We start from the raw sequence: 19,964 nt of genomic DNA on the forward strand, positions 1-19,964 counted from the left end.
CAACATCTGAGCTTTTACGGACAGACCAGTGCCTTCATTTCGGCGTAGGCAGGCAATTTTAGACTGACTCGGAGTGCCTATCTGCACCGTCAATCACGTCATGACGAGCTTGCTCGCTTAGGGTTTTCTTTTCACTGTCATAAAAGGGATGAATTTCTATTTCCAAGGCAGTAAAAGCAAATGCTTCGAACCATTGAGTATAGCCGCTCACCACAAATTGCTCGCTGCGTTGCTGATATTGAACTCGATTTTCCAGATAAATCTGTCGTAATCCATACCAAGGCAAAGCCGGTAAGTCATGATGAACCAGATGATAATTGAGGTTTAAAAATAGCAGACGCCATGGCCATGCAGCTTCATTCAAAGTAGAACGTGCGGCACTGTTTTCAGCTGCGCGGTGCTCAAAGAAAGATCTTACTTTGGTCAAACTCAGCGCCGGAAAGCTAATCACCAAAATATAGAGAATAGCCGAAATACCGTAACCAGCCATCCAGTGAAACAATAAACCCAGTAGTCCAAAATGAGTCAGCCACATTATGATAGCCGGGCGATTGCCAGCAATGAAGGCGCGAATGGCACAACGAATGGTATCGATGATATCTAGCACAACGCCCAGAGTTACTCGACCAATAAAAGTATTGCTAACCCGCACAATAATTTTGAACAATGGCGTGAAATATAGCCATTGTTCAGCAGTGTAATAATAGCACTCTGGATCTTTTTCCGGGTGAGTTAAATTTTCATCTCTGTGGTGCTGAATATGTGAATCACGATAAAAAATATAGGGATACCATACTGCTAGTGGCAAAGTCCCTAATAGTTGATTCACCCATCGCCAACGAGTTGGATGACCGTGAATTAACTCATGTTGTAGCGACATATACCACGCACTCAGCAATATTAGCAGTACGCTACCCATCACCGCACCTAATTGCTGCCAATAGATGACACAGGTAAACCAGCCAGTATAGATAACACCAATCAATGCCCAAGTAGGCAACTCAAGCCGCCAGACCCAAGAGCGGGACAATTGTTTTATCCGCGCCCGCTGCTGCTCACTAAGATAATAAGCATTCCCTGTCTCACGGTAATTAAATTTAACATCGGCAGTAGGCATATTTAGGCCTCATACATGGCATTATTCCGGCCAGTATCAACTTAATAATACCTCCTGCTAACTAACTTAAAATGCTATATAAATCTGACAATGAGATAATCACTCTTTGTGTTGATATAATTAGAAGCGAAAACCGATGAGTTATGGCCGGGTAAATCAATCTTCGGCTACATTAACCCAGCACAATTTCTCTGCTGAAAGAGCAATTGCATCCAGCACTCTGGATACTTTCCAACCTTCTTCAAAATCTGGCCACATATTATCTCCTGCGGCGATGCCATTAATTAAATCACGAATCTCTACGGTTTTTTGATCATTAAACCCGATACCATGCCCAGCACTAACACAAAATGCTGCATAATCTGGATGTTGTGGTCCAGTAAGTAATGTCTTAAACCCCTGTCTGGATTGCGGATCATCATGCCGATAGAGCTGTAATTCCGCCATCCGCTCCTGAGAATAGCTGATGGCACCTTTAGTTCCTGTGACGACATACGTCAGGCCCATTTTGCGGCCACAAGCAATCCTTGAAGTTTCTATTGTTCCCATGGCTCCATTGGCAAAACGCACGAGTGCACTGGCTTGGTCCTCATTTTCTACCGCACATAGTAATGAAGGATTTTTCGGGTCTGGTCGCTGTTTAATAACGGTCTGCATATCGCCACATACATTGGTTATATCACCGACTAGGTAATGGGCCATATTGACAATATGCGCGGCTAAATCCCCCAACGCACCTAATCCTGCCTGAGCCTTAGTACAGTGCCAATCCAACGGTGTTTGTGGGTCAGCCAAATAATCTTCATTATGAGTACCGTAAAAATGCACCACATCACCAATTTCACCATTGGCAATAATCTCGCGCGCTAACTGGCTGGTCGGGTTCTTCATATAATTGAATCCCACCAGCGTTTTGACACCTTTTGCCCGTGCCGCCTCGGCCATTTCTTTGGCATCTGCAGCGCTAAGAGCCAGCGGTTTTTCAGAATAAACATGCTTACCATGACTTATAGCCGCGAGGGCCATTTCTTTGTGCAAGAAATTAGGTGCACAAATATCTACGACATCAATAGCTGGATCAGCAACCAGTTCTTGCCAATGAGCGGTAGCCCGGGAAAAACCGAACTCGGTGGCACGTTGCTGGGCCAATTCAGGTGTGACTTCTGCCAGCATTTCTAAAACCGGTAATCCCTTCAAAGGAAAAACAGTCGCAACTTGCGCATAAGCAATAGCATGACAGCGACCAATATAACCGGTACCAATCAGGCCAATTCGAACTTTTTTCATTCTGCTCCCCTTATCTTGTCAAGATTAATGCCCCACTAAGAGACTTAATTTGTTAACGGTTATACGAAATTAAAATTTCAAATTCAATGAGGAAGTGGAATAAAAACCTTTTTTGCGAAGTAGTACGATTAATTGGAATGACTCATGAAAACTTGCATTATCCGCCCTTAAATCTCGTTACTTAGCTCACAGAATGAAATCACAACCCAATTAAAAGAATGATTAATTCCTTTAATTGTAATTAAAGAATTTTTATTTCATAAATTTGCGAAGTGCTGCGCATCAATGATAACTCAAGGTTTCAATGCTGTAATTTCGTTATATAGTGAGCACCACGATGAAGCATTTGGCTAAGCGGCTTCTTTATAATGACGACAGGTAACTTGTTATGAACTTATCTTTTCTGGTAACACCACAATGGCTGGCAGACCATATTAATGATGCCAACATCGTTATTCTGGATGCCAGAATGTCCCCACCGGGATTAACGCCTAAAAGAGATATTCAGGCCGAGTTTGAGCAAGGGCATATTCCCGGCGCTGTTTACTTTAATATTGATGCCATAGCTGACAACAGTACCGATTTGCCACATATGTTGCCATCACCACAGGTGTTCAGTGAAATGGTTGGCCAATTAGGGGTTAATGAGCAAGATACCTTAGTCATTTATGATGATGGTAACCTGTTCTCCGCACCTCGGGTTTGGTGGACATTTCGTCTATTTGGCGCACAAAAAGTACGTATACTCGCAGGGGGACTTAGCGGGTGGCAGCAGTCAGGGTTAGCATTAGAAAGTGGCCCGGCCAACCCAACATCTCAAACCTTCAATGCAACTTTCGATAGTACCGCAGTCAAAAATGCTAATGAGGTATTAGCGGCGATTAAAAGCAATGAAATACAAATTTTAGATGCGCGTCCGGCGGGCAGATTTAAAGCATTGGAGCCAGAACCCCGTCCCGGTTTACGCCTTGGCCGTATCCCCGGCAGTATTAATGTGCCCTGGGGGAGTATGGTTGAAAATGGGTATTTGAAATCACCTCAAGAGTTGGCAAATATTTTTGCCGCTCAAGGTGTAGATTTGACTAAACCTATTATCACCAGCTGTGGTTCTGGTGTTACAGCTGCGGTAGTAGCGCTGGGATTAACAGCAGTAAATGCGTCGTCAGTATCGCTGTATGATGGCTCTTGGGCTGAATGGGGCGCATCCGATTCACTCCCCATTGATGATACTCGGCTGCCATAACTTAAATAGCGACTAGGTTACGGACACCATCAAGCTCCATATCAATTCCGTTCCCTCGTTGGATAATTTTGCCGCGGGACATAACTAAATAGCTATCCGCCAATTCCGCGGCAAAATCATAGAATTGCTCGACTAATAAAATGGCCATATCCCCTTGAGCTGCTAGTTTTTTGATAACTAATCCGATCTCCTTAATCACTGAAGGCTGAATTCCTTCGGTTGGTTCATCAAGAATTAACAAGCGAGGTTGACAAGCAAGCGCTCGCCCAATGGCCAATTGTTGCTGTTGTCCACCCGATAAATCTCCTCCACGGCGGTGTTTCATTTCCTCTAGAATCGGGAAAAGTTGATAAATATGTTCTGGAACAGAGCGACTTTGTGAACTGGGAAAACGCGAAAGCCCCAAGAGAATGTTTTCTTCTACTGTTAATCGGGGGAATATTTCCCGGCCTTGTGGCACATAGGCAATGCCCTCCTTTACGCGCTGATGTGGCGAATGGTGGCCAATATCTTTCCCCTGCCAGATAATACTGCCGTGCTTAGCTGGTACTAACCCCATCAAACACTTGAGCAGCGTAGTTTTCCCCACACCATTACGGCCTAATAAACAGGTTACCTCTCCTATGGCGGCCTCAAATGACAAGCCGCGCAAGATATGGCTGCCACCATAATATTGATCAAGTTCATTTACTTGCAGCATGTATTACCCTCGAATATCCAAACAGTCACCAGCCACGCCATACTAAAATATAAGCGCCAACGCCTTTGATTAAGAAATTGAGATCAATCGCCGGGCCACTCAGCGCCCTAAATACACCTCAATCACTTGCTCATTAGCCTGCACCTGGGCTAATGAGCCCTCGGCTAACACTTGCCCTTGATGTAATACAGTGACATGGTCAGCAATCGTCTCGACAAACCCCATATCATGCTCGACCACCATCAATGAATGCTTCCCGGCTAATTGGTTAAATAGCTCTGCGGTATAAGCCGTTTCGGCATCTGTCATTCCGGCGGCTGGCTCATCTAACAGCAATAAGTGCGGGTCTTGCACTAATAACATGCCGATCTCAAGAAATTGTTTCTGTCCATGTGATAACAAACCTGCTGGTCTTTGGCGCATATCATTCAGGCGCAACAATATTAGCGTTTCATCAATTTGATCCCGCTGTTCACCTGTCAACTTGGCGCGTAAACTTGCCCAAACCGTTTTAGTGCTTTTTTGTGCTAATTCAAGGTTTTCAAACACACTTAATGCTTCAAAGACTGTCGGTTTTTGAAACTTTCGCCCAATCCCAGCTTGGGCGATTTCAACGGTACTCATCGTCGCAAGGTCATGATGTTGGTCATACATCATCTTGCCACTTTGTGGTCGAGTTTTGCCGGTAATAACATCCATCAAAGTCGTTTTGCCCGCACCATTCGGGCCAATAATACAACGCAGCTCACCGATACCAATTTGCAGCGAAAGATTTCGCAATGCATGAAAGCCATCAAAACTGACATTAATATCCTCCAGAGTCAGTACTGGATCCCGCTGATGGCGATATTTATCCGCGGTGTGCTGAATAAAACCGGGCTCTTGAGCAATGATTTCCGGATAAATCAGTTGCTCCGTAATTTGAAATCGGCTCATTTGTCTTTCTCCCGTTTCAGCAAACCAATAACACCTTTCGGCAAGAATAAGGTCACCAAAATAAAGATTAAACCGAGGAAGAATTGCCAATATTCCGGCATCGCCATGGTAAACCAACTTTTGGCACCATTAACAATTCCAGCCCCCAGAACAGGACCAATCAAAGTACCGCGCCCCCCAAGTGCCACCCAAATTGCAGCTTCAATAGAGTTGGTTGGTGACATTTCACTGGGATTGATGATGCCAACCTGTGGGACATATAACGCACCGGCCAGCGCACAGAGCACTGCGGACAGTGTCCAGATAAATAACTTGAAACCTTTAGGGTCATAGCCACAGAATGTCAGGCGGTTTTCAGCATCACGGACCGCCGTCAATACCCGGCCAAATTTAGTGCGCGCGATGGCAAAACCCAATGCCAAACTGGCGATTAACAGTGCCAGTGTTGCCAGGAATAAGGCAATACGCGTCGTGGTTGCTGATACCGAAAAGCCCAGCATGGTGGTGAAACCGGTGAAACCATTATTACCACCAAAGCCGGTTTCATTACGAAAGAACAGTAGCATTCCGGCATAGGTTAATGCTTGAGTCATGATAGAAAAATAAACGCCTTTTATTTTGGAACGAAAGGCAAAGTAGCCAAAAATAAAAGCTAATGAGCCGGGAACCAATACAATTAAGCACAGCGCCCAAACAAAATATTGACTGCCCTCCCAAAACCACGGCAACTCAGACCATGAGAGAAATGACATAAATGCCGGTAAACCATCACCAGCGGCTTGCCGCATCAGGTACATCCCCATGGCATAACCGCCCAATGCAAAAAACAAACCATGGCCGAGAGACAGTAACCCGGCATATCCCCACACCAGATCCAGTGCAATGGCCACCACTGCATAGCACAGAATCTTCCCCATCAAGGTCAAGGTATATGTCGAGATAGCCAGTGGACTATCCGCAGGCAACAGCGCCAGAAAGGGAAGAATAATCAATGAAATAATGACTATGCCTGCTAATGACAGACTCAGGGTTGGTGCTTTCTGCGCCAAGGTCACCGCCAAAGGTTGATTCATCAGTCACTCACCCTGCCCTTAAGGGCAAATAAACCTTGCGGTCTTTTTTGAATAAACAAAATGATCAGCACTAAAATCAATATCTTGCCTAACACTGCGCCAATCTGCGGTTCCAGAATTTTATTCAACATACCCAGCCCCAAAGCGGCAACCACACTGCCTGCTAATTGGCCGACACCACCGAGCACCACCACCAGGAAAGAATCAATAATGTAGCCCTGCCCTAATTCCGGGCCGACATTCCCCAACTGTGAGAGTGCCACCCCCCCTAACCCGGCGATACCCGAACCCAGCCCAAAAGCCAGCATATCGACCCGACCTGTCGCCACCCCACAACACGCAGCCATGGCACGGTTTTGCGTCACAGCACGAACCTGTAATCCAAGGCGTGTTTTATTCAGCAGCAACCATGTGAGCAGCAAAACAATCAACACGAAAGCAATAACAGCAATGCGATTCCAGGGTAAGACTAAATTGGGTAAAACCTGTATCCCGCCGGATAACCAGCTAGGATTGGCAACTTCCAAATTCTGCGCGCCAAAAATCATCCGCACCCCCTGGATAAGCATCAAACTGATCCCCCAGGTTGCCAGTAGTGTTTCCAGTGGACGGCCATACAGATGTCTAATCACTGTTCGCTCCAAAGCCATGCCAATTCCAGCAGTAATAAAGAAAGCCACGGGCAGCGCAGCCAAGGGGTAGAGTGCCAGCCAATGTGGGGCAAATTGTTGAAATAAGGATTGCACTAAATAGGCGGAATAGGCTCCTAGCATCAGCATTTCACCATGGGCCATATTGATGACGCCCAATAACCCATAAGTGATAGCTAATCCCAGCGCAGCCAACAATAAGATAGACCCCAGAGATAGCCCGCTGAAAACTTGCCCGATGATATCCCCCACCATCAATCGGTTTTGCACCTGTTTTAAGCTATTGGCCGCCGCTGCGCGTACTGTGGCATCGGGTTCCATTTTTGCATCGGTTAAGCTTTGTAACCGCGATTGAGTCTGTGGCAAACCCGATTGCCCCAGCAGTTGTACCGCGGACAAACGTATCTGCGGGTTATTGTCGGTAAGTTGTAAATTAGCCAGCGCAATACTCAAAGCCTCTTTGACTTTGCTGCTGGTTTCTAATTTCAAGCGCTGATTAAGAAGCGGTAATTGAAAACTTTGCGCCTGCTGCTGTAACTCTTGTGCCGCCTGTAAACGCACAGCTTCATCGTCACTGACAAGACGTTGAGCCGCCAATGCATTCGCAATCAGAATACGTAAACGATTATTGAGCCAAATTTTCTTCGGGGTGCCCATCGGCTGTAGCTGCCCCTCTAGCGGGGTAAGCGATTGATTATTCTGGACGAAAGCCTGCCCGGCACTGTCTATCACCAGCGTTTCTTGTTTCAATGCTTGCAATAAGGGTAACCGGCTTGCATCTGGCGCTGTCGCCCATTGCTGCAACAAAATAGCTTGTTGTGAGCGATTAGCCGCAGCAAAATCATGAGCTGGCCCTGCTGTCGCCAAGGTTGATACGCCCAGTAACAAGCCCATCATCACTTTAAGCAAGTCGTTAGCCGCTCTACTCCAACCAAGAATTAACGATTTCATAGGCCACTCATCACTGATATGTGGAGAAAAGAGCCGGAGGCAACCAAACATGACTGGCTCCAGGGAGTCAGCGCTACTGAGTGCTTTTCACGGGGTGGTCCGGTTTTTTATCATTTCCGGCGATAAATGGGCTCCATGGTTGCGCACGGATAGGCGCATCAGTCTGCCACACCACATTGAACTGCCCATCAGCCTCAATTTCGCCAATCATCACGGGTTTATGTAAATGATGGTTGGTTTCATCCATGGTCAAGGTGAAGCCTGACGGTGCTTGATAAGTCTGCCCAGCCATCGCCGCGCGCACTTTATCCACATATGTTGATTGAGCTTTTTCTACCGCTTGAGCCCACATATGCATGCCAACCCAAGTCGCTTCCATCGGGTCGTTGGTAACGGCGGTATCCGCATTCGGCAACTTGTGTGCTTTGGCATAAGCTTTCCATTGCTCAACAAACTTCTGGTTCGTTGGGTTATCCACCGACTGGAAATAGTTCCACGCCGCGAGATTACCGACCAGTGGTTTGGTATCAATACCGCGAAGTTCTTCCTCTCCCACAGAGAAAGCAATGACGGGGACATCCGTCGCTTTAATGCCCTGATTAGCTAACTCTTTGTAGAAAGGAACATTCGAATCGCCATTGATGGTGGAAATTACTGCCGTTTTCCCATCGGCAGAGAATTTCTTAATATTGCTCACGATAGTTTGGTAATCGCTATAGCCAAACGGGGTATAAATCTCCTCGATATCTTTATCCTGGACACCTTTACTGTGCAGGAAAGCACGTAAAATCTTGTTGGTGGTGCGCGGATAAACATAATCAGTACCCAGTAAGATAAAACGTTTCGCGCCACCGCCATCTTCACTCAGTAAATATTCCACCGCAGGGATAGCCTGCTGATTGGGGGCTGCACCGGTATAGAAAACATTCGGTGACATCTCCTCTCCTTCGTATTGCACCGGATAGAACAATAAACCATTGAGTTCTTCAAATACCGGCAAAACTGATTTACGAGAGACTGAAGTCCAAGCACCAAAAACAACCGCGACTTTATCTTGTGTTAATAATTGCCGTGCTTTTTCGGCAAATAACGGCCAGTTAGATGCCGGGTCAACAATAACCGGCTCAAGCTGTTTACCCAATACACCACCATGAGCATTGATATCATCAATACTCATTAACGCCATATCTTTCAGGGGAGTTTCAGAAATAGCCATCGTGCCGGACAATGAGTGCAAAATACCCACTTTAATAGTATCAGCGGCCAATGCACCAAAAGCCACTCCCATACCGATAACCGAAGCTGAAAGTGCAAAAACCTTAATTAAGTTACGATGTTGCATAGCGTTAACCTCTGGTCGTTGAGTAAGATACACAAAATTGAATTACCCAGCGCAATTGCCATGCCAACTTTACATCTTAATAATTTAATTGAAGATTATAAATATCCAAGGTAAATCAACTGATATACGACCTCATTATCTGCACCATTAACGCGCAACTGACGAACACAAATAGTGCAATAAAAATAAGGGGGATAAGCCGATGGGAAAAGCGAAATGCGCTGATTTAAAATTAAGTAAAATGCTCTGGCCATTAAACGTAAAACAGGAATAGCAATGCTATTCCTGTTTGTTACTCGCCATCAGCTATCAGTATTCTCTTTTCTATCGATATAATGAGTTTCATTTTTTAGGGCCACGGATACGTAATGTCAAACCCTTCAAGAAATAGCGTAATACTTGATCACCACAAGGGCGGAAATTTTTGCTTCCCTCCTTACGGAACAAAGCATTTAACTCAGGTTTTGACACTGGGAATTCCACCGCGTTGAAAACATCGTGCATATCCGTGTCTTTCAATTCAAATGCAACACGCAGTTTTTTTAGCACGATATTGTTAGTAATGACGGGTTCCACCGCTGGTGCGGGGAACTTGTCATCTTTACCACGCCTAAAGAAAATCAGGCCATTAAGGAAATGTGCCATCACCAGATCAGGACAATCCTGATAACCAGCTTCGTCTTCTTTTTTAAGAAAATTAACGACATCCGCATTGTTCACTTCAAAATCAGCCAGCTTAATGATTTCTGTTATCTTGGTATCGTTTACGTTAAGCATATAGCGAACACTACGGAGCACATCGTTGTTGATCATATTACTGCCCTATTCCTATTATTTAGATTAGACGCATGCGAATATCGCAAGAAAAACAAAAAGCTTCTTTAACGTCTAGCGGGCAGTATTATATAGATCAACACAGATTTTCTCAATGTAAATCTGTATAATGATAAAAACATGTAACATACGAAAATATAAAATAATCATGAGCATTATAACTCATTAGATATTATTATTTTATTTCACATAGAAAGATTAATTAAAGGGGAAAATAAAATCTCACTTTAATCCATAAACTCATATATTAAGGCTTCACGTTAATAGTATTATCAGGTTGATAAAGTGCAATTTCCTCACCAATAATATATTTACCTCGCAGAGTTGCTGAGATTTTGTCCATAATCATAACGATAACAACCATTATTAAAGTAATAAACATCACAACATCCCAATTCCATAACCGCATATTTTCGGCATAGACTAAACCAATCCCCCCCGCCCCGACAAAACCTAATACCGCAGCCGAACGGGTGTTAGATTCAATTTGGTAAAGACTTAGCGCTAAAAAGGTGGGAAAAGACTGAGTAAAAACACCAAAACGCTGTTTTTGTAGGGCATTAGCCCCCATAGCAGTCAAACCACGATTGGGAGATTTATCGACGGCTTCATGCCCTTCGGCATAGAGTTTTCCCAATAATCCCATATCTTGCATAATAATAGCCAATACCCTAGCAAGAGGCCCCATACCGACTGCACGCACAAAAATCAGCCCCCAGATTGCCATATCAATACCACGGAAGATATCCAGAAAATGGCGTACGCCAAATGAAATGATACGTAAACCGGGCGTCGACATTACATTGCGAGCAGCCAAGAATGACAAAGGTAAAGCGATCAACGTAGCAGTCAATGTCCCGGCAAAAACAATTGCTAAGGTAATAAAAATCTGGCCAAAGTAATATTTAAATGGCCAATGAATAAAATCATGCCAAACAAACATCCGCATAAAGTAACGGCTTATTTTCCGACTACCATTTAAAAATACCGGCCACGAGATACCAAAAGTTTTAAAGAAAAAAAGATAATACAAAAAAACACCTAAGGTAATTATCGCTACCCAGCGGATATATCGTTTTTGCTGTAAGAAAATCTGCGGATTTTGCTGCTTCAGTGTTAATAGTTGCCCAGAAGTAAGATGACTAGTCAGCATGATGAAACTCCTTCCACGACTCGCTTGCGTAATTTACCAGAGGTATAATCTAATACTGACACGACAATAATTATCAGCAGTAACGTCATGCTAACTTGATCATAGCGATCCAGTTTTATTGAGGTCATCAACTCCTGACCAATTCCCCCCGCCCCCACCAGCCCCAAAATAGTTGACTGCCGAAAATTAATTTCCAAGCGCATAAAGCTATAGGAAAGAAAGGTCCATTCGGATCATTCGGGTAAATGCCCCGCTGGTATAACCGGTATTATAATCACCGATCATTGAAGCCCAAGTTACAGCTCCGTCAAATTGACCATTAATAACGCCCAGAATGTCTTGCTCGTGGCCCCCAGAAAATGTCACGCTAGAAAAGAAATTGTTATATTTGTTATCTGAGTTGCCACCCAATTTCTGTTTGAAAATTTGGTTAGGAATCAAGAATCCGGAGGTTGAATCTGGATCAGCAAAGCCAAATGCTTTTCCCTTTAGGTCTTCAATTTTCTGATAAGGGCTATCTGCTTTAACGACAACAACAGAGTGGTAACCGCGCGACTTATCAGCATCATCAATCGCTATACCTACTATATCAACAGCTTTAGGGTCTTTGATATAAACAGAAGCAAAAGATGAGGGAGACATACTTAATACCAAATCAATTTTCCCACCTAACAAACCTTGAATAACACCTGAATAGTCAGAAGCATTATGTAAATTTGTTTTAACATTTAATTCCTTATCCAGGAAGTCTTTGACACACATATTATCGCCAATTTGCTGTGTCGCATTCTGCCCGCCAAGAATACCCAGGTTAATTTCTTTTGGTGCATCCGCTGCAGTGGCACTAAATACCATCGAGCTTGTCACTAATGAGGTAAGAAAAAGTACTTTTTTCATTAAAATAACCTATTCTGGTAAAGGGATAAGTGGGAATTAATGCAAAAGCTCAGTTGATTCATCGCTATATATTTCCTGAATAATAATGTCATTCAGTAAAGAGGGATGCCCATCAAAAATAATTCGCCCATCAGCAATACCAATAACTCTGGTACAATAATCCTTCACTAAATCGACAGAATGTAAGTTAACGACCACCGTAATATCGTTCTCACTTATTTTCTGTAATGTATTCATAATACGAGTAGTGTTCTTTGGGTCTAAAGAAGCAACAGGTTCATCTGCCAATAATATTTGGGGGTTTTGCATCATAGCGCGACAAATAGCCACACGCTGCATTTGCCCCCCAGAAAGATTTTCTGCGCGCTGCAAAGCATGAGGCAACATATTAAGCCATTGCAACAACTCGATAGCCCTAGCGCGATCCTGCTCTGCAAATATTTTGAAGAAAGATTTTAATGTGGAGGTGTAACTCAGGCGACCTAATAAAACATTCGTAATAACGTCAAGCCGTGGAACCAAACAGAAATCTTGAAAAATCATACCGCATTTGGCTCGCCATTTACGCATTTGCTTTGTTGTTAACGCAGCAATATTCTGTGTCTCGCCATTGTCATGGTAATTAATGATTTCCCCAGCACTACAGGGAATAGTGCCATTTAAAACATGTAATAGTGTAGATTTACCGGCACCTGAGCGACCAATTATTGCGACAAATTCACCCGTATGAAGCTCAAAATTAATATCGTCAAGAACTCGATGCTGTGATTTGTATGCCTTAGTACCTTCTTACGTGATTCTGGCACCGCAGTCGGATAATCGGCTACAGTGAATTTACGCAATGCTTGGCCCATGTTATGTCTCTCAGATTACCTGTAATCATGAGCCATTAACGAATATTTCTATTGCATATTGATGATAGTTTTATGAGAGAAAGGTGACAAAAATCAGCCACCTTTCTTATGTTTTTTATGAGTGAGTATTTTCTTGATTAGTGATTATTTTATCGAAAAGTGGTCATTTGACATCACGGTGATAAACATCTAGCTGGCCTCTAACTCCTCAACTTACGGTAGACAAATAGCACAACTAGCGAGCCAATGACCGCCACCACAAAGCTGCCAAGATTAAATCCATCAACCCTACCCATCCCAAAGAAAGTACTGATATAGCCACCAACCAGCGCACCCACCACGCCTAGGATTATAGTCATAATAAAACCACCGCCATCCTCTCCAGGCATAATCCATTTAGCCAAAATACCGGCGATAAGACCAAAAATAATCCAAGATAGTATGCCCATAAGCACCTCCATAAATTTAATTTTCACTGATAGCAAATTTGACTATCTCACTCAATGTCCACTACACATTACGGCCCAAATCGCTATCGTCATTGTTAAGTTAAGACCCGAATAACAAAATCTGCAAATCAGACCAGCAAGGTTCAGGTAACACTAAATAACGGACTCGCGTGGTGAGAAAATATGATCAATTCCCTGCTGTTGCAGTTTGGCCAACAAATCATATCCACCGTTCGGCACACTATGGGCAGACGCCATTTCACTGGCAAAAATAGGGCTGGCCCAATATATATTGACCGGGTCCCCCTGTTGGGAAGGTAATATTAGGTGATTTGCCTTAGCATAAAGCGCTGATGATAAGATATAACCTTCATATCCTTGAGGGGCGACTTCTGATTGTAATGTATGACATTCTCCCAGCCAGGTTATTTTGCTCCAAGGTACATGAGCAAATCCGGCTAGCGCACTGGCCATATGGATAGCGTTATCCTCATTAACATATTGACTATCAATCGCTATTGCCATTTCTAAACGCCGATATTTAGCCGCATCATCATTAAATAATATTTCAACCCATGGCTGGGGCCGAATACTGACTCCCACCGTCAGAAAATAATATATTCCGTCTTTTTCATGCTGTGAGATGGCCATGGGCGGCCACTTACCTTGATCAATGGCATAATATTTAACCGATGGACCAAAGTGTTGTTCATAACACTGAATATATTCGGCCTGTAATGCTGGCCATGGATTCCCTTCTTCCCGCTGCCAGGCCCGCCAAAATTGGCGCGTACTCTGTGCTCGGGTATATTGGACATTCGTGGATGCAGAGCCCAGAGGGAAAGTAAGTGGGTTGTCTTTAATGCAACTGGCAGAATAGCAAACGGAGTGATCAATATATAAACTCCAACCGGGAATAATCGCCAGTAATTGGCCCTGATACCACAATGCGGCACCATCATCACTTTCGGACCAGATAATTGAAATAAATTGAGCATCAAGTTCAGCCTCACCCGCGATGTTACGGCAAAACTCTGCAGCCAAGCGCGGAGCTAATCCTTGTTCAAGGGCAGTATTATCTGTAGATACAGGGGCCGCAACCAAATTCCTCACCCAGCAGGCGCGAACAGGGAAACGTTCTTCAAACGATTCTTGCGGATAAATATAGAAATACACTACTCGCTGGTCTTGTTGCACCACAGCAACTAATGTCTGGTTTTCATTACTGACTTCAGCCAGTACCTCAGATTCTTTCATAGCGCCTCAACTGTATCGGCAAAGGATTTCAGGCTAAACACACTGGATTGCCTGCCGTAAAATAAGTCTATTAGCGGAATATGCATAATCTTATGCTAATAACTCGGCCCTAAATAATGTAACAAAGTAACCATAAAAACAGACTGACTAATAGTGTAAAACGACTTATCCCTTTAAATCATCAGCAAAAGTCTCAAAAAATCCCGGATGCGCCGTGAGTGCCTTGACATGTTTTTTATAATCGATTCAATGCGTTCCCCTAATACAGCGCCAAACGGGGCTGTATGGCCTTAATATTAATAACCAATAGTTGATAGTCTGCCGCCGGCTTTCACGCTAAAATAAGGATATTGTTGCTCGCAGAATTGAAGGGTCATATGGCATATATACCGAAGAACTACGCACGTCTGGAAAGTGGATATAGAGAAAAAGCGCTGAAGATTTACCCATGGGTTTGTGGTAAATGTTCGCGAGAATTCGTTTATTCCAATTTGCGGGAGCTCACAGTTCACCATATTGACCATGACCATAGTAATAACCCTGAAGATGGCAGCAATTGGGAGATGTTATGCCTTTTTTGCCATGATCATGAGCATTCCAAATATACCGAAGCAGACCTCTATGGTTCGACTGTGATTGCTGGTGATGACGCACAAAATGATCAGGGTGTAGCCACCCACAATCCATTCGCCAACTTAAAATCTTTGATGAAAAAGTAAGCTTATCTGGCCGTCATTCATAAGCGGCCAATATTTCACAATCACGAGCCATATAATGGCTAGTAACCAAGTAGCTGCCGATATGAGCGAGTTTCTTGCTGTTCTGCTAATAGTCCTAATCGGTCAGCTAAATCTCGACACTCGACCTTTAGATTATCCAAGGCTGTAACATCATCAGTCATAATGGCTATTTCGGCAAAATCTCCTAGCCCGACCAAGCTATCAACCGTAACGTGAAACTTTCCGACAAAATAGATGCTGCGTTGCTTTTCCAGTGTAAATGCCGGTTGATACCCTAACGTTGATAACATACTTTGCACTTTGCCAATATCTTCAATATTGGTCGCTTCACAACGTTCCGAACCCGGCCCTTTAACTATCCATAAACGAATACCTGATGGATTCATTTCCCGCAAAACCATACTAATCCTTTGCGCTGCCAAATCACCGCTATTGGCTTCTAGATAGATATCTTTTTCATGATTATCTGCGGTGAACGTTGTCGCTTTATGGATAACTAACTGTTTACGCAATTGAGTCATCTGCGGTACACGAAACTTCAACTCAACCTCATATTTACCAACAAAATGCTCACTCATAAAATACCTTATTAATCAGCGAAGTCCTTGTACACGATCTTATATCGCATTGTGTAACAAACAAAACTCTTATCGATCTCGCAAAAGAGATCAATCACCGCATCTCTTATAGGCATTTTGATTAATCATTAGTATCAGTAATGTTTAAGGCCGAAAAATACCGCGCAAAAGTGTTCTTTAAACCATAATTGTGTGATGAGTTTCGCAAAAATTGTGTTTTATTAACAAAGGCTGCCCTCACTCATGTTTACTTCATTACAGCAAAATAGCTATTTCATATAGGTCAAATTGCAAAAACCTCATGCTATAACCACGTAAATATCATTACAGGGGATAACAAGAATGAATCAATCTTACGATGAAAAAATGCAAACCTTGTTAACCCAGTTGCAAAAAATTGTGGGTGTGCGCTACATGTTGACCGGCGAAAGGCAGACTGAACGCTATCGTACCGGTTTCCGCTCAGGCTCGGGCTCGGCAATTGCCGTCGTGTTTCCCTCTACGTTGTTGCAACAGTGGCAATTACTACAAATCTGTGTGGCAGCCGATACAATTGTAATCATGCAAGCCGCGAATACCGGGCTAACCGAGGGGTCAACCCCAAGTGGTGATGATTACGACCGCCCGATTGTTATATTAAATACATTGCGCCTTAATCAAATTCAGTTACTCAATGACGGTAAGCAAGTTATTGGGTTTCCTGGCAGTACACTGAATCAATTAGAGAAGCTCTTAAAACCCTATGACCGAGAACCCCATTCAGTCATTGGTTCATCCTGTATTGGTGCTTCAGTTATCGGTGGTATTTGTAATAATTCAGGGGGTTCATTGGTTCAAAGAGGCCCCGCATATACCGAAATGGCGCTGTTTGCCCAAATTGACGATCAAGGCGAATTACAATTAATCAATCATTTAGGAATTAATCTGGGCAATACACCAGAAGAGATCTTACAACGATTAGAAAGGGGCGAATATAGTGACAGCGATATTGCGCAAGGTACACAGCAAGCATCCGATCACGAATATGCTACGCGAGTGAGAAATATTGATGCACCAACACCTTCTCGTTTTAATGCCGACCCAAGACGTCTATTTGAAGCCGCTGGATGTGCGGGGAAATTGGCTGTATTTGCCGTTCGGTTAGATACTTTTCCCAGTGATAAACAACAGCAAGTTTTCTATATTGGCACCAATCAAACTCAGGTCTTAACAGCATTACGTCGAGCCATTTTACGTGACTTCAAGCATCTACCCGTTGCTGGCGAATATATGCATCGCGATATCTTTGATATTGCAGAAGTTTATGGCAAAGATACATTTGTCATGATCAACCGCATGGGTACCAATAATATGCCACGCTTTTTTACCTTAAAAGGTAAAATTGATGCTCGTCTCAGCAAAGTTCCTTTTCTCATCGATCATTTAACCGATAGGGTTATGCAAGGCTTCAGCCAAATACTTCCCAGTCATTTACCCAAGCGCCTTAAGAGTTATCGTAATAAATATGAGCATCACTTGATGTTAAAAATGGCAGGTGAAGGGATTACTGAAGCACAGCTATTTCTAAAAGATTTTTTTGCCACGGCGGAAGGTAACTTTATTACCTGCACCGCAGATGAAGGTAAAAAAGCTTTCTTACATCGTTTTGCTGCGGCGGGGGCCGCTATACGGTATCACGCAGTTCATGCAGATAAAGTTGAAGATATTCTGGCGCTAGATATTGCTCTACCGCGCAATGAAGAACAGTGGTTCGAAACCTTACCGCCAGAAATAGATAATTACCTGATTGCCAAACTCTATTATGGCCATTTTCTGTGCCATGTTTTTCATCAGGATTATATCGTGAAGAAAGGGGCCGATACATACGCCTTAAAACAAAGAATGTTGGAACTTCTGAATGACAAAGGAGCTGAATATCCGGCTGAACACAATGTTGGCCACCTCTATATAGCCAAACCTGCTCTGAAAGCGTTTTATCAACAGATAGACCCGACTAACAGCTTTAACCCAGGGATAGGAAAGACCTCTAAGCTCAAATATTGGCAGAAAAAGTAATCATGCTGAGGAGAAAGATTGTGCTAATCAAAATAAATTAAGCATTATCCGAATTCCGGCAAGATACCGCATGAATTCTGCCAGGCAAACTATAGTCATAGTCTGATACTGACGAAAGTTGGTATGACTGACAGAGGTTAATTTTCTATATTGAGTCTGGGAGAATGAATGAAAATAATACTGTGGATTATTGCGATCATCTTTATTGTCGGCTTGCTGACCATTACTGGCGTACTTAAACTAATTTTCTAATTGTTATCAGTAAAATACTCTAGGCAGAGTTTACAGCTCGGTTGCAAACTCAGCCTTTCATGTTGTTCCTATTCTGACACTTGAGCCAAGCGACCTTGAGCATCTTTTTGTTGACGATAACTTTTCGCAGCGCCAGGAATTGGCGCGGCCTTACCGGTCTCCATCCAACTCCGCAGGCGATTGGCATCAGCAAAATGGGTATATTTACCAAAAGCATCTAACACAACCAGTGCTACAGGGCGATGGCCAATAACAGTACGCATTGCTAAACAATGTCCCGCCTGATTGGTAAAACCCGTTTTAGTCAGCTGAATATTCCATTTATCGTTATAGACTAAATGATTAGTATTACGAAAAGGTAGCGTGTAATTAGGCTCACGGAAAGTTGCCATTTTCTCTGTAGTGGTACTTAACTGACCAATCAACGGATATTGCTTGGTCGCTATTAATAATTTAGTCAGGTCACGCGCCGTCGAAACATTATTAATCGATAGCCCCGTTGGCTCTACATAACGCGTTTTTGTCATTCCCAATGATTTCGCTTTGGTGTTCATCGCCTTAATAAAGGCACTATATCCACCAGGATAATGATGAGCCAGACTGGCAGCAGCACGATTTTCCGACGACATGAGTGCCAATAACAGCATGTCTTTGCGGCTGATTTCACTGTTCACTCGAACCCGTGAAAACACCCCTTTCATTTCTTTGGTTTGATGAGTATCGACTGAAATAATTTCATTCAGCGGCAACTTGGCATCTAATACCACCATTGCCGTCATCAATTTGGTTATTGATGCAATCGGGACAACCTCATCCGCATTATTAGCATAAATCACTTTATTCGTTTGTAAATCAACCACCATCGCACTTCCCGATGCCAATTCAAGCGCGGCTTTTCCTTTCACCTCACTGCCCGCCCCACTTGCCATAGCTGGCGGGACGGCACTGATACAGGTAGATAAAAGCAAGAAACTTAATAGTGCAAAACGGATTTTCACATGCATGTTCGTCAGCTTAAATAGGTTGTCTGGGACATTGTGGTTGATCCGGCGCATTATAAATTACAGTAATGCACTGCGCACCACACATTCTTAAAATGATTGTTACAAAGATTAAGCTGCCTAATCGCTGCTCAGCGGTAAACATTTTCAATCTAAAGAAAGTAAAACTAGAATAATAGTAACTATGCTAAAAGATAGCGTTTGCTTATAAAATAAGCAACATGCTGTAACAGAGAGACTTTTATTGTAATAATAAAACTTTAAAGATTTAGTCTCCGCCATTTTAATTAGCCAAGATAATCTTAACCAAACCTCAATAGTGAGAAAAAAAACACCTACTCGTTCAAATATTGCCCTATAATTGCCAGCATAAATTTGTAGATAAACCTAATTTACAGGTGTTTATATGGGAACGACAATTTTTGGTATTCTCTTCGGTGTATTTTTAATCGCGGCTGGTTTAGCTGACATTCATGATGAAAACTTGGCCTCTCTGACATTCTGGGTTGATGCATTGCTGATTTTTGTTGGGGCCATCTTCCTATTGGGTCTGGCGAAATTTATCGGCCGCAAGAGAAAGTAAGTTTTGTGCTAT

General features: G+C 43.2%; 18 protein-coding genes and 3 pseudogenes. 5 read left to right on the forward strand and 16 right to left on the reverse strand.

Annotated features, from left to right (window positions below):
- Positions 1 to 58: 58 nt before the first annotated feature.
- Both D5F51_RS12205 and D5F51_RS12210 read right to left on the reverse strand, forming a co-directional pair.
- Positions 59 to 1,117: a fatty acid desaturase gene (locus D5F51_RS12205; RefSeq protein WP_129197051.1), complete on the reverse strand. Its 1,059-nt coding sequence runs from the start codon at positions 1,115 to 1,117 to the stop codon at positions 59 to 61.
- Positions 1,118 to 1,273: 156 nt separating this feature from the next.
- Positions 1,274 to 2,404 (reverse strand): Gfo/Idh/MocA family protein, encoded by a 1,131-nt coding sequence (locus D5F51_RS12210; protein ID WP_087769253.1) that lies wholly within the window; start codon positions 2,402 to 2,404, stop codon positions 1,274 to 1,276.
- Between the two features lie 388 nt (positions 2,405 to 2,792).
- Between D5F51_RS12210 and sseA the strand changes: the two genes are divergently transcribed.
- Positions 2,793 to 3,647: a 3-mercaptopyruvate sulfurtransferase gene (gene sseA / locus D5F51_RS12215; RefSeq protein WP_129197053.1), complete on the forward strand. Its 855-nt coding sequence runs from the start codon at positions 2,793 to 2,795 to the stop codon at positions 3,645 to 3,647.
- A gap of 1 nt (position 3,648) precedes the next feature.
- Here sseA and urtE read toward each other — a convergent pair whose 3' ends face one another.
- From urtE to D5F51_RS12275, 12 genes and pseudogenes are all read right to left on the reverse strand, one after another.
- Entirely contained in the window at positions 3,649 to 4,347 is a 699-nt protein-coding gene (gene urtE, locus D5F51_RS12220; RefSeq protein WP_129197055.1) for an urea ABC transporter ATP-binding subunit UrtE, read from the reverse strand.
- 99 nt (positions 4,348 to 4,446) lie between these two features.
- Positions 4,447 to 5,283, reverse strand: a complete 837-nt coding sequence (gene urtD, locus D5F51_RS12225; protein ID WP_025377715.1) for an urea ABC transporter ATP-binding protein UrtD — start codon at positions 5,281 to 5,283, stop codon at positions 4,447 to 4,449.
- Complete coding sequence (urtC, locus tag D5F51_RS12230; protein ID WP_129197057.1) at positions 5,280 to 6,356, reverse strand: urea ABC transporter permease subunit UrtC; 1,077 nt, start codon at positions 6,354 to 6,356, stop codon at positions 5,280 to 5,282. The genes urtD and urtC overlap by 4 nt, the downstream gene beginning before the upstream one ends.
- The gene (urtB, locus tag D5F51_RS12235; RefSeq protein WP_129197058.1) at positions 6,356 to 7,957 is read right to left on the reverse strand and encodes an urea ABC transporter permease subunit UrtB; all 1,602 of its coding nucleotides are present in this window, start codon (positions 7,955 to 7,957) and stop codon (positions 6,356 to 6,358) included. Before urtB ends, urtC begins: the two co-directional genes overlap by 1 nt.
- Positions 7,958 to 8,030: 73 nt before the next feature.
- Entirely contained in the window at positions 8,031 to 9,299 is a 1,269-nt protein-coding gene (gene urtA / locus D5F51_RS12240; RefSeq protein WP_129197060.1) for an urea ABC transporter substrate-binding protein, read from the reverse strand.
- Between the two features lie 342 nt (positions 9,300 to 9,641).
- Complete coding sequence (locus tag D5F51_RS12245) at positions 9,642 to 10,112, reverse strand: YehS family protein (RefSeq protein WP_025377712.1); 471 nt, start codon at positions 10,110 to 10,112, stop codon at positions 9,642 to 9,644.
- 268 nt (positions 10,113 to 10,380) lie between these two features.
- Positions 10,381 to 11,286: a phosphonate ABC transporter, permease protein PhnE gene (gene phnE / locus D5F51_RS12250; protein ID WP_129197062.1), complete on the reverse strand. Its 906-nt coding sequence runs from the start codon at positions 11,284 to 11,286 to the stop codon at positions 10,381 to 10,383.
- A pseudogene (locus D5F51_RS12255) lies at positions 11,280 to 11,507 on the reverse strand (PhnE/PtxC family ABC transporter permease); the annotation flags it as partial. The pseudogene D5F51_RS12255 and the gene phnE, both read right to left, overlap by 7 nt.
- Before the next feature lies 1 nt (position 11,508).
- Positions 11,509 to 12,183: pseudogene (gene phnD, locus D5F51_RS12260) on the reverse strand (phosphate/phosphite/phosphonate ABC transporter substrate-binding protein); the annotation flags it as partial.
- A 36-nt stretch (positions 12,184 to 12,219) separates the two neighbouring features.
- Positions 12,220 to 13,037, reverse strand: a pseudogene (gene phnC / locus D5F51_RS12265) (phosphonate ABC transporter ATP-binding protein).
- Between the two features lie 200 nt (positions 13,038 to 13,237).
- Complete coding sequence (locus tag D5F51_RS12270) at positions 13,238 to 13,486, reverse strand: GlsB/YeaQ/YmgE family stress response membrane protein (RefSeq protein WP_005274394.1); 249 nt, start codon at positions 13,484 to 13,486, stop codon at positions 13,238 to 13,240.
- A 153-nt stretch (positions 13,487 to 13,639) separates the two neighbouring features.
- Positions 13,640 to 14,743, reverse strand: a complete 1,104-nt coding sequence (locus tag D5F51_RS12275) for a suppressor of fused domain protein (RefSeq protein ID WP_025377709.1) — start codon at positions 14,741 to 14,743, stop codon at positions 13,640 to 13,642.
- 377 nt (positions 14,744 to 15,120) lie between these two features.
- Here D5F51_RS12275 and yajD point away from each other — a divergent pair, with 377 nt between their 5' ends.
- Positions 15,121 to 15,462, forward strand: coding sequence for an HNH nuclease YajD (yajD, locus tag D5F51_RS12280; protein WP_025377708.1), 342 nt, complete (start codon positions 15,121 to 15,123; stop codon positions 15,460 to 15,462).
- A 59-nt stretch (positions 15,463 to 15,521) separates the two neighbouring features.
- Here the strand turns inward: yajD and cyaB are convergent, their stop codons facing one another.
- Positions 15,522 to 16,061 carry a class IV adenylate cyclase gene (cyaB, locus tag D5F51_RS12285; protein WP_025377707.1) on the reverse strand — a complete coding sequence of 180 codons (540 nt, stop codon included), beginning with the start codon at positions 16,059 to 16,061 and terminating at the stop codon, positions 15,522 to 15,524.
- 342 nt (positions 16,062 to 16,403) lie between these two features.
- Between cyaB and dld the strand changes: the two genes are divergently transcribed.
- Positions 16,404 to 18,116, forward strand: coding sequence for a D-lactate dehydrogenase (gene dld, locus D5F51_RS12290; RefSeq protein ID WP_129197064.1), 1,713 nt, complete (start codon positions 16,404 to 16,406; stop codon positions 18,114 to 18,116).
- 168 nt (positions 18,117 to 18,284) lie between these two features.
- Complete coding sequence (locus D5F51_RS23045) at positions 18,285 to 18,368, forward strand: small membrane protein YohP (protein ID WP_453889830.1); 84 nt, start codon at positions 18,285 to 18,287, stop codon at positions 18,366 to 18,368.
- 68 nt (positions 18,369 to 18,436) lie between these two features.
- On the opposite strand, the gene pbpG is transcribed toward D5F51_RS23045, so the two are convergent.
- Complete coding sequence (pbpG, locus tag D5F51_RS12295) at positions 18,437 to 19,372, reverse strand: D-alanyl-D-alanine endopeptidase (protein WP_129197066.1); 936 nt, start codon at positions 19,370 to 19,372, stop codon at positions 18,437 to 18,439.
- Between the two features lie 403 nt (positions 19,373 to 19,775).
- On the opposite strand from pbpG, the gene D5F51_RS22600 reads away from it, so the two are divergent.
- Positions 19,776 to 19,952 carry a hypothetical protein gene (locus tag D5F51_RS22600; protein ID WP_025377704.1) on the forward strand — a complete coding sequence of 59 codons (177 nt, stop codon included), beginning with the start codon at positions 19,776 to 19,778 and terminating at the stop codon, positions 19,950 to 19,952.
- Positions 19,953 to 19,964 lie beyond the last annotated feature (12 nt).

Source organism: Yersinia hibernica (assembly GCF_004124235.1).
In the GTDB taxonomy this organism is placed as follows: Bacteria; Pseudomonadota; Gammaproteobacteria; order Enterobacterales; family Enterobacteriaceae; genus Yersinia; species Yersinia hibernica.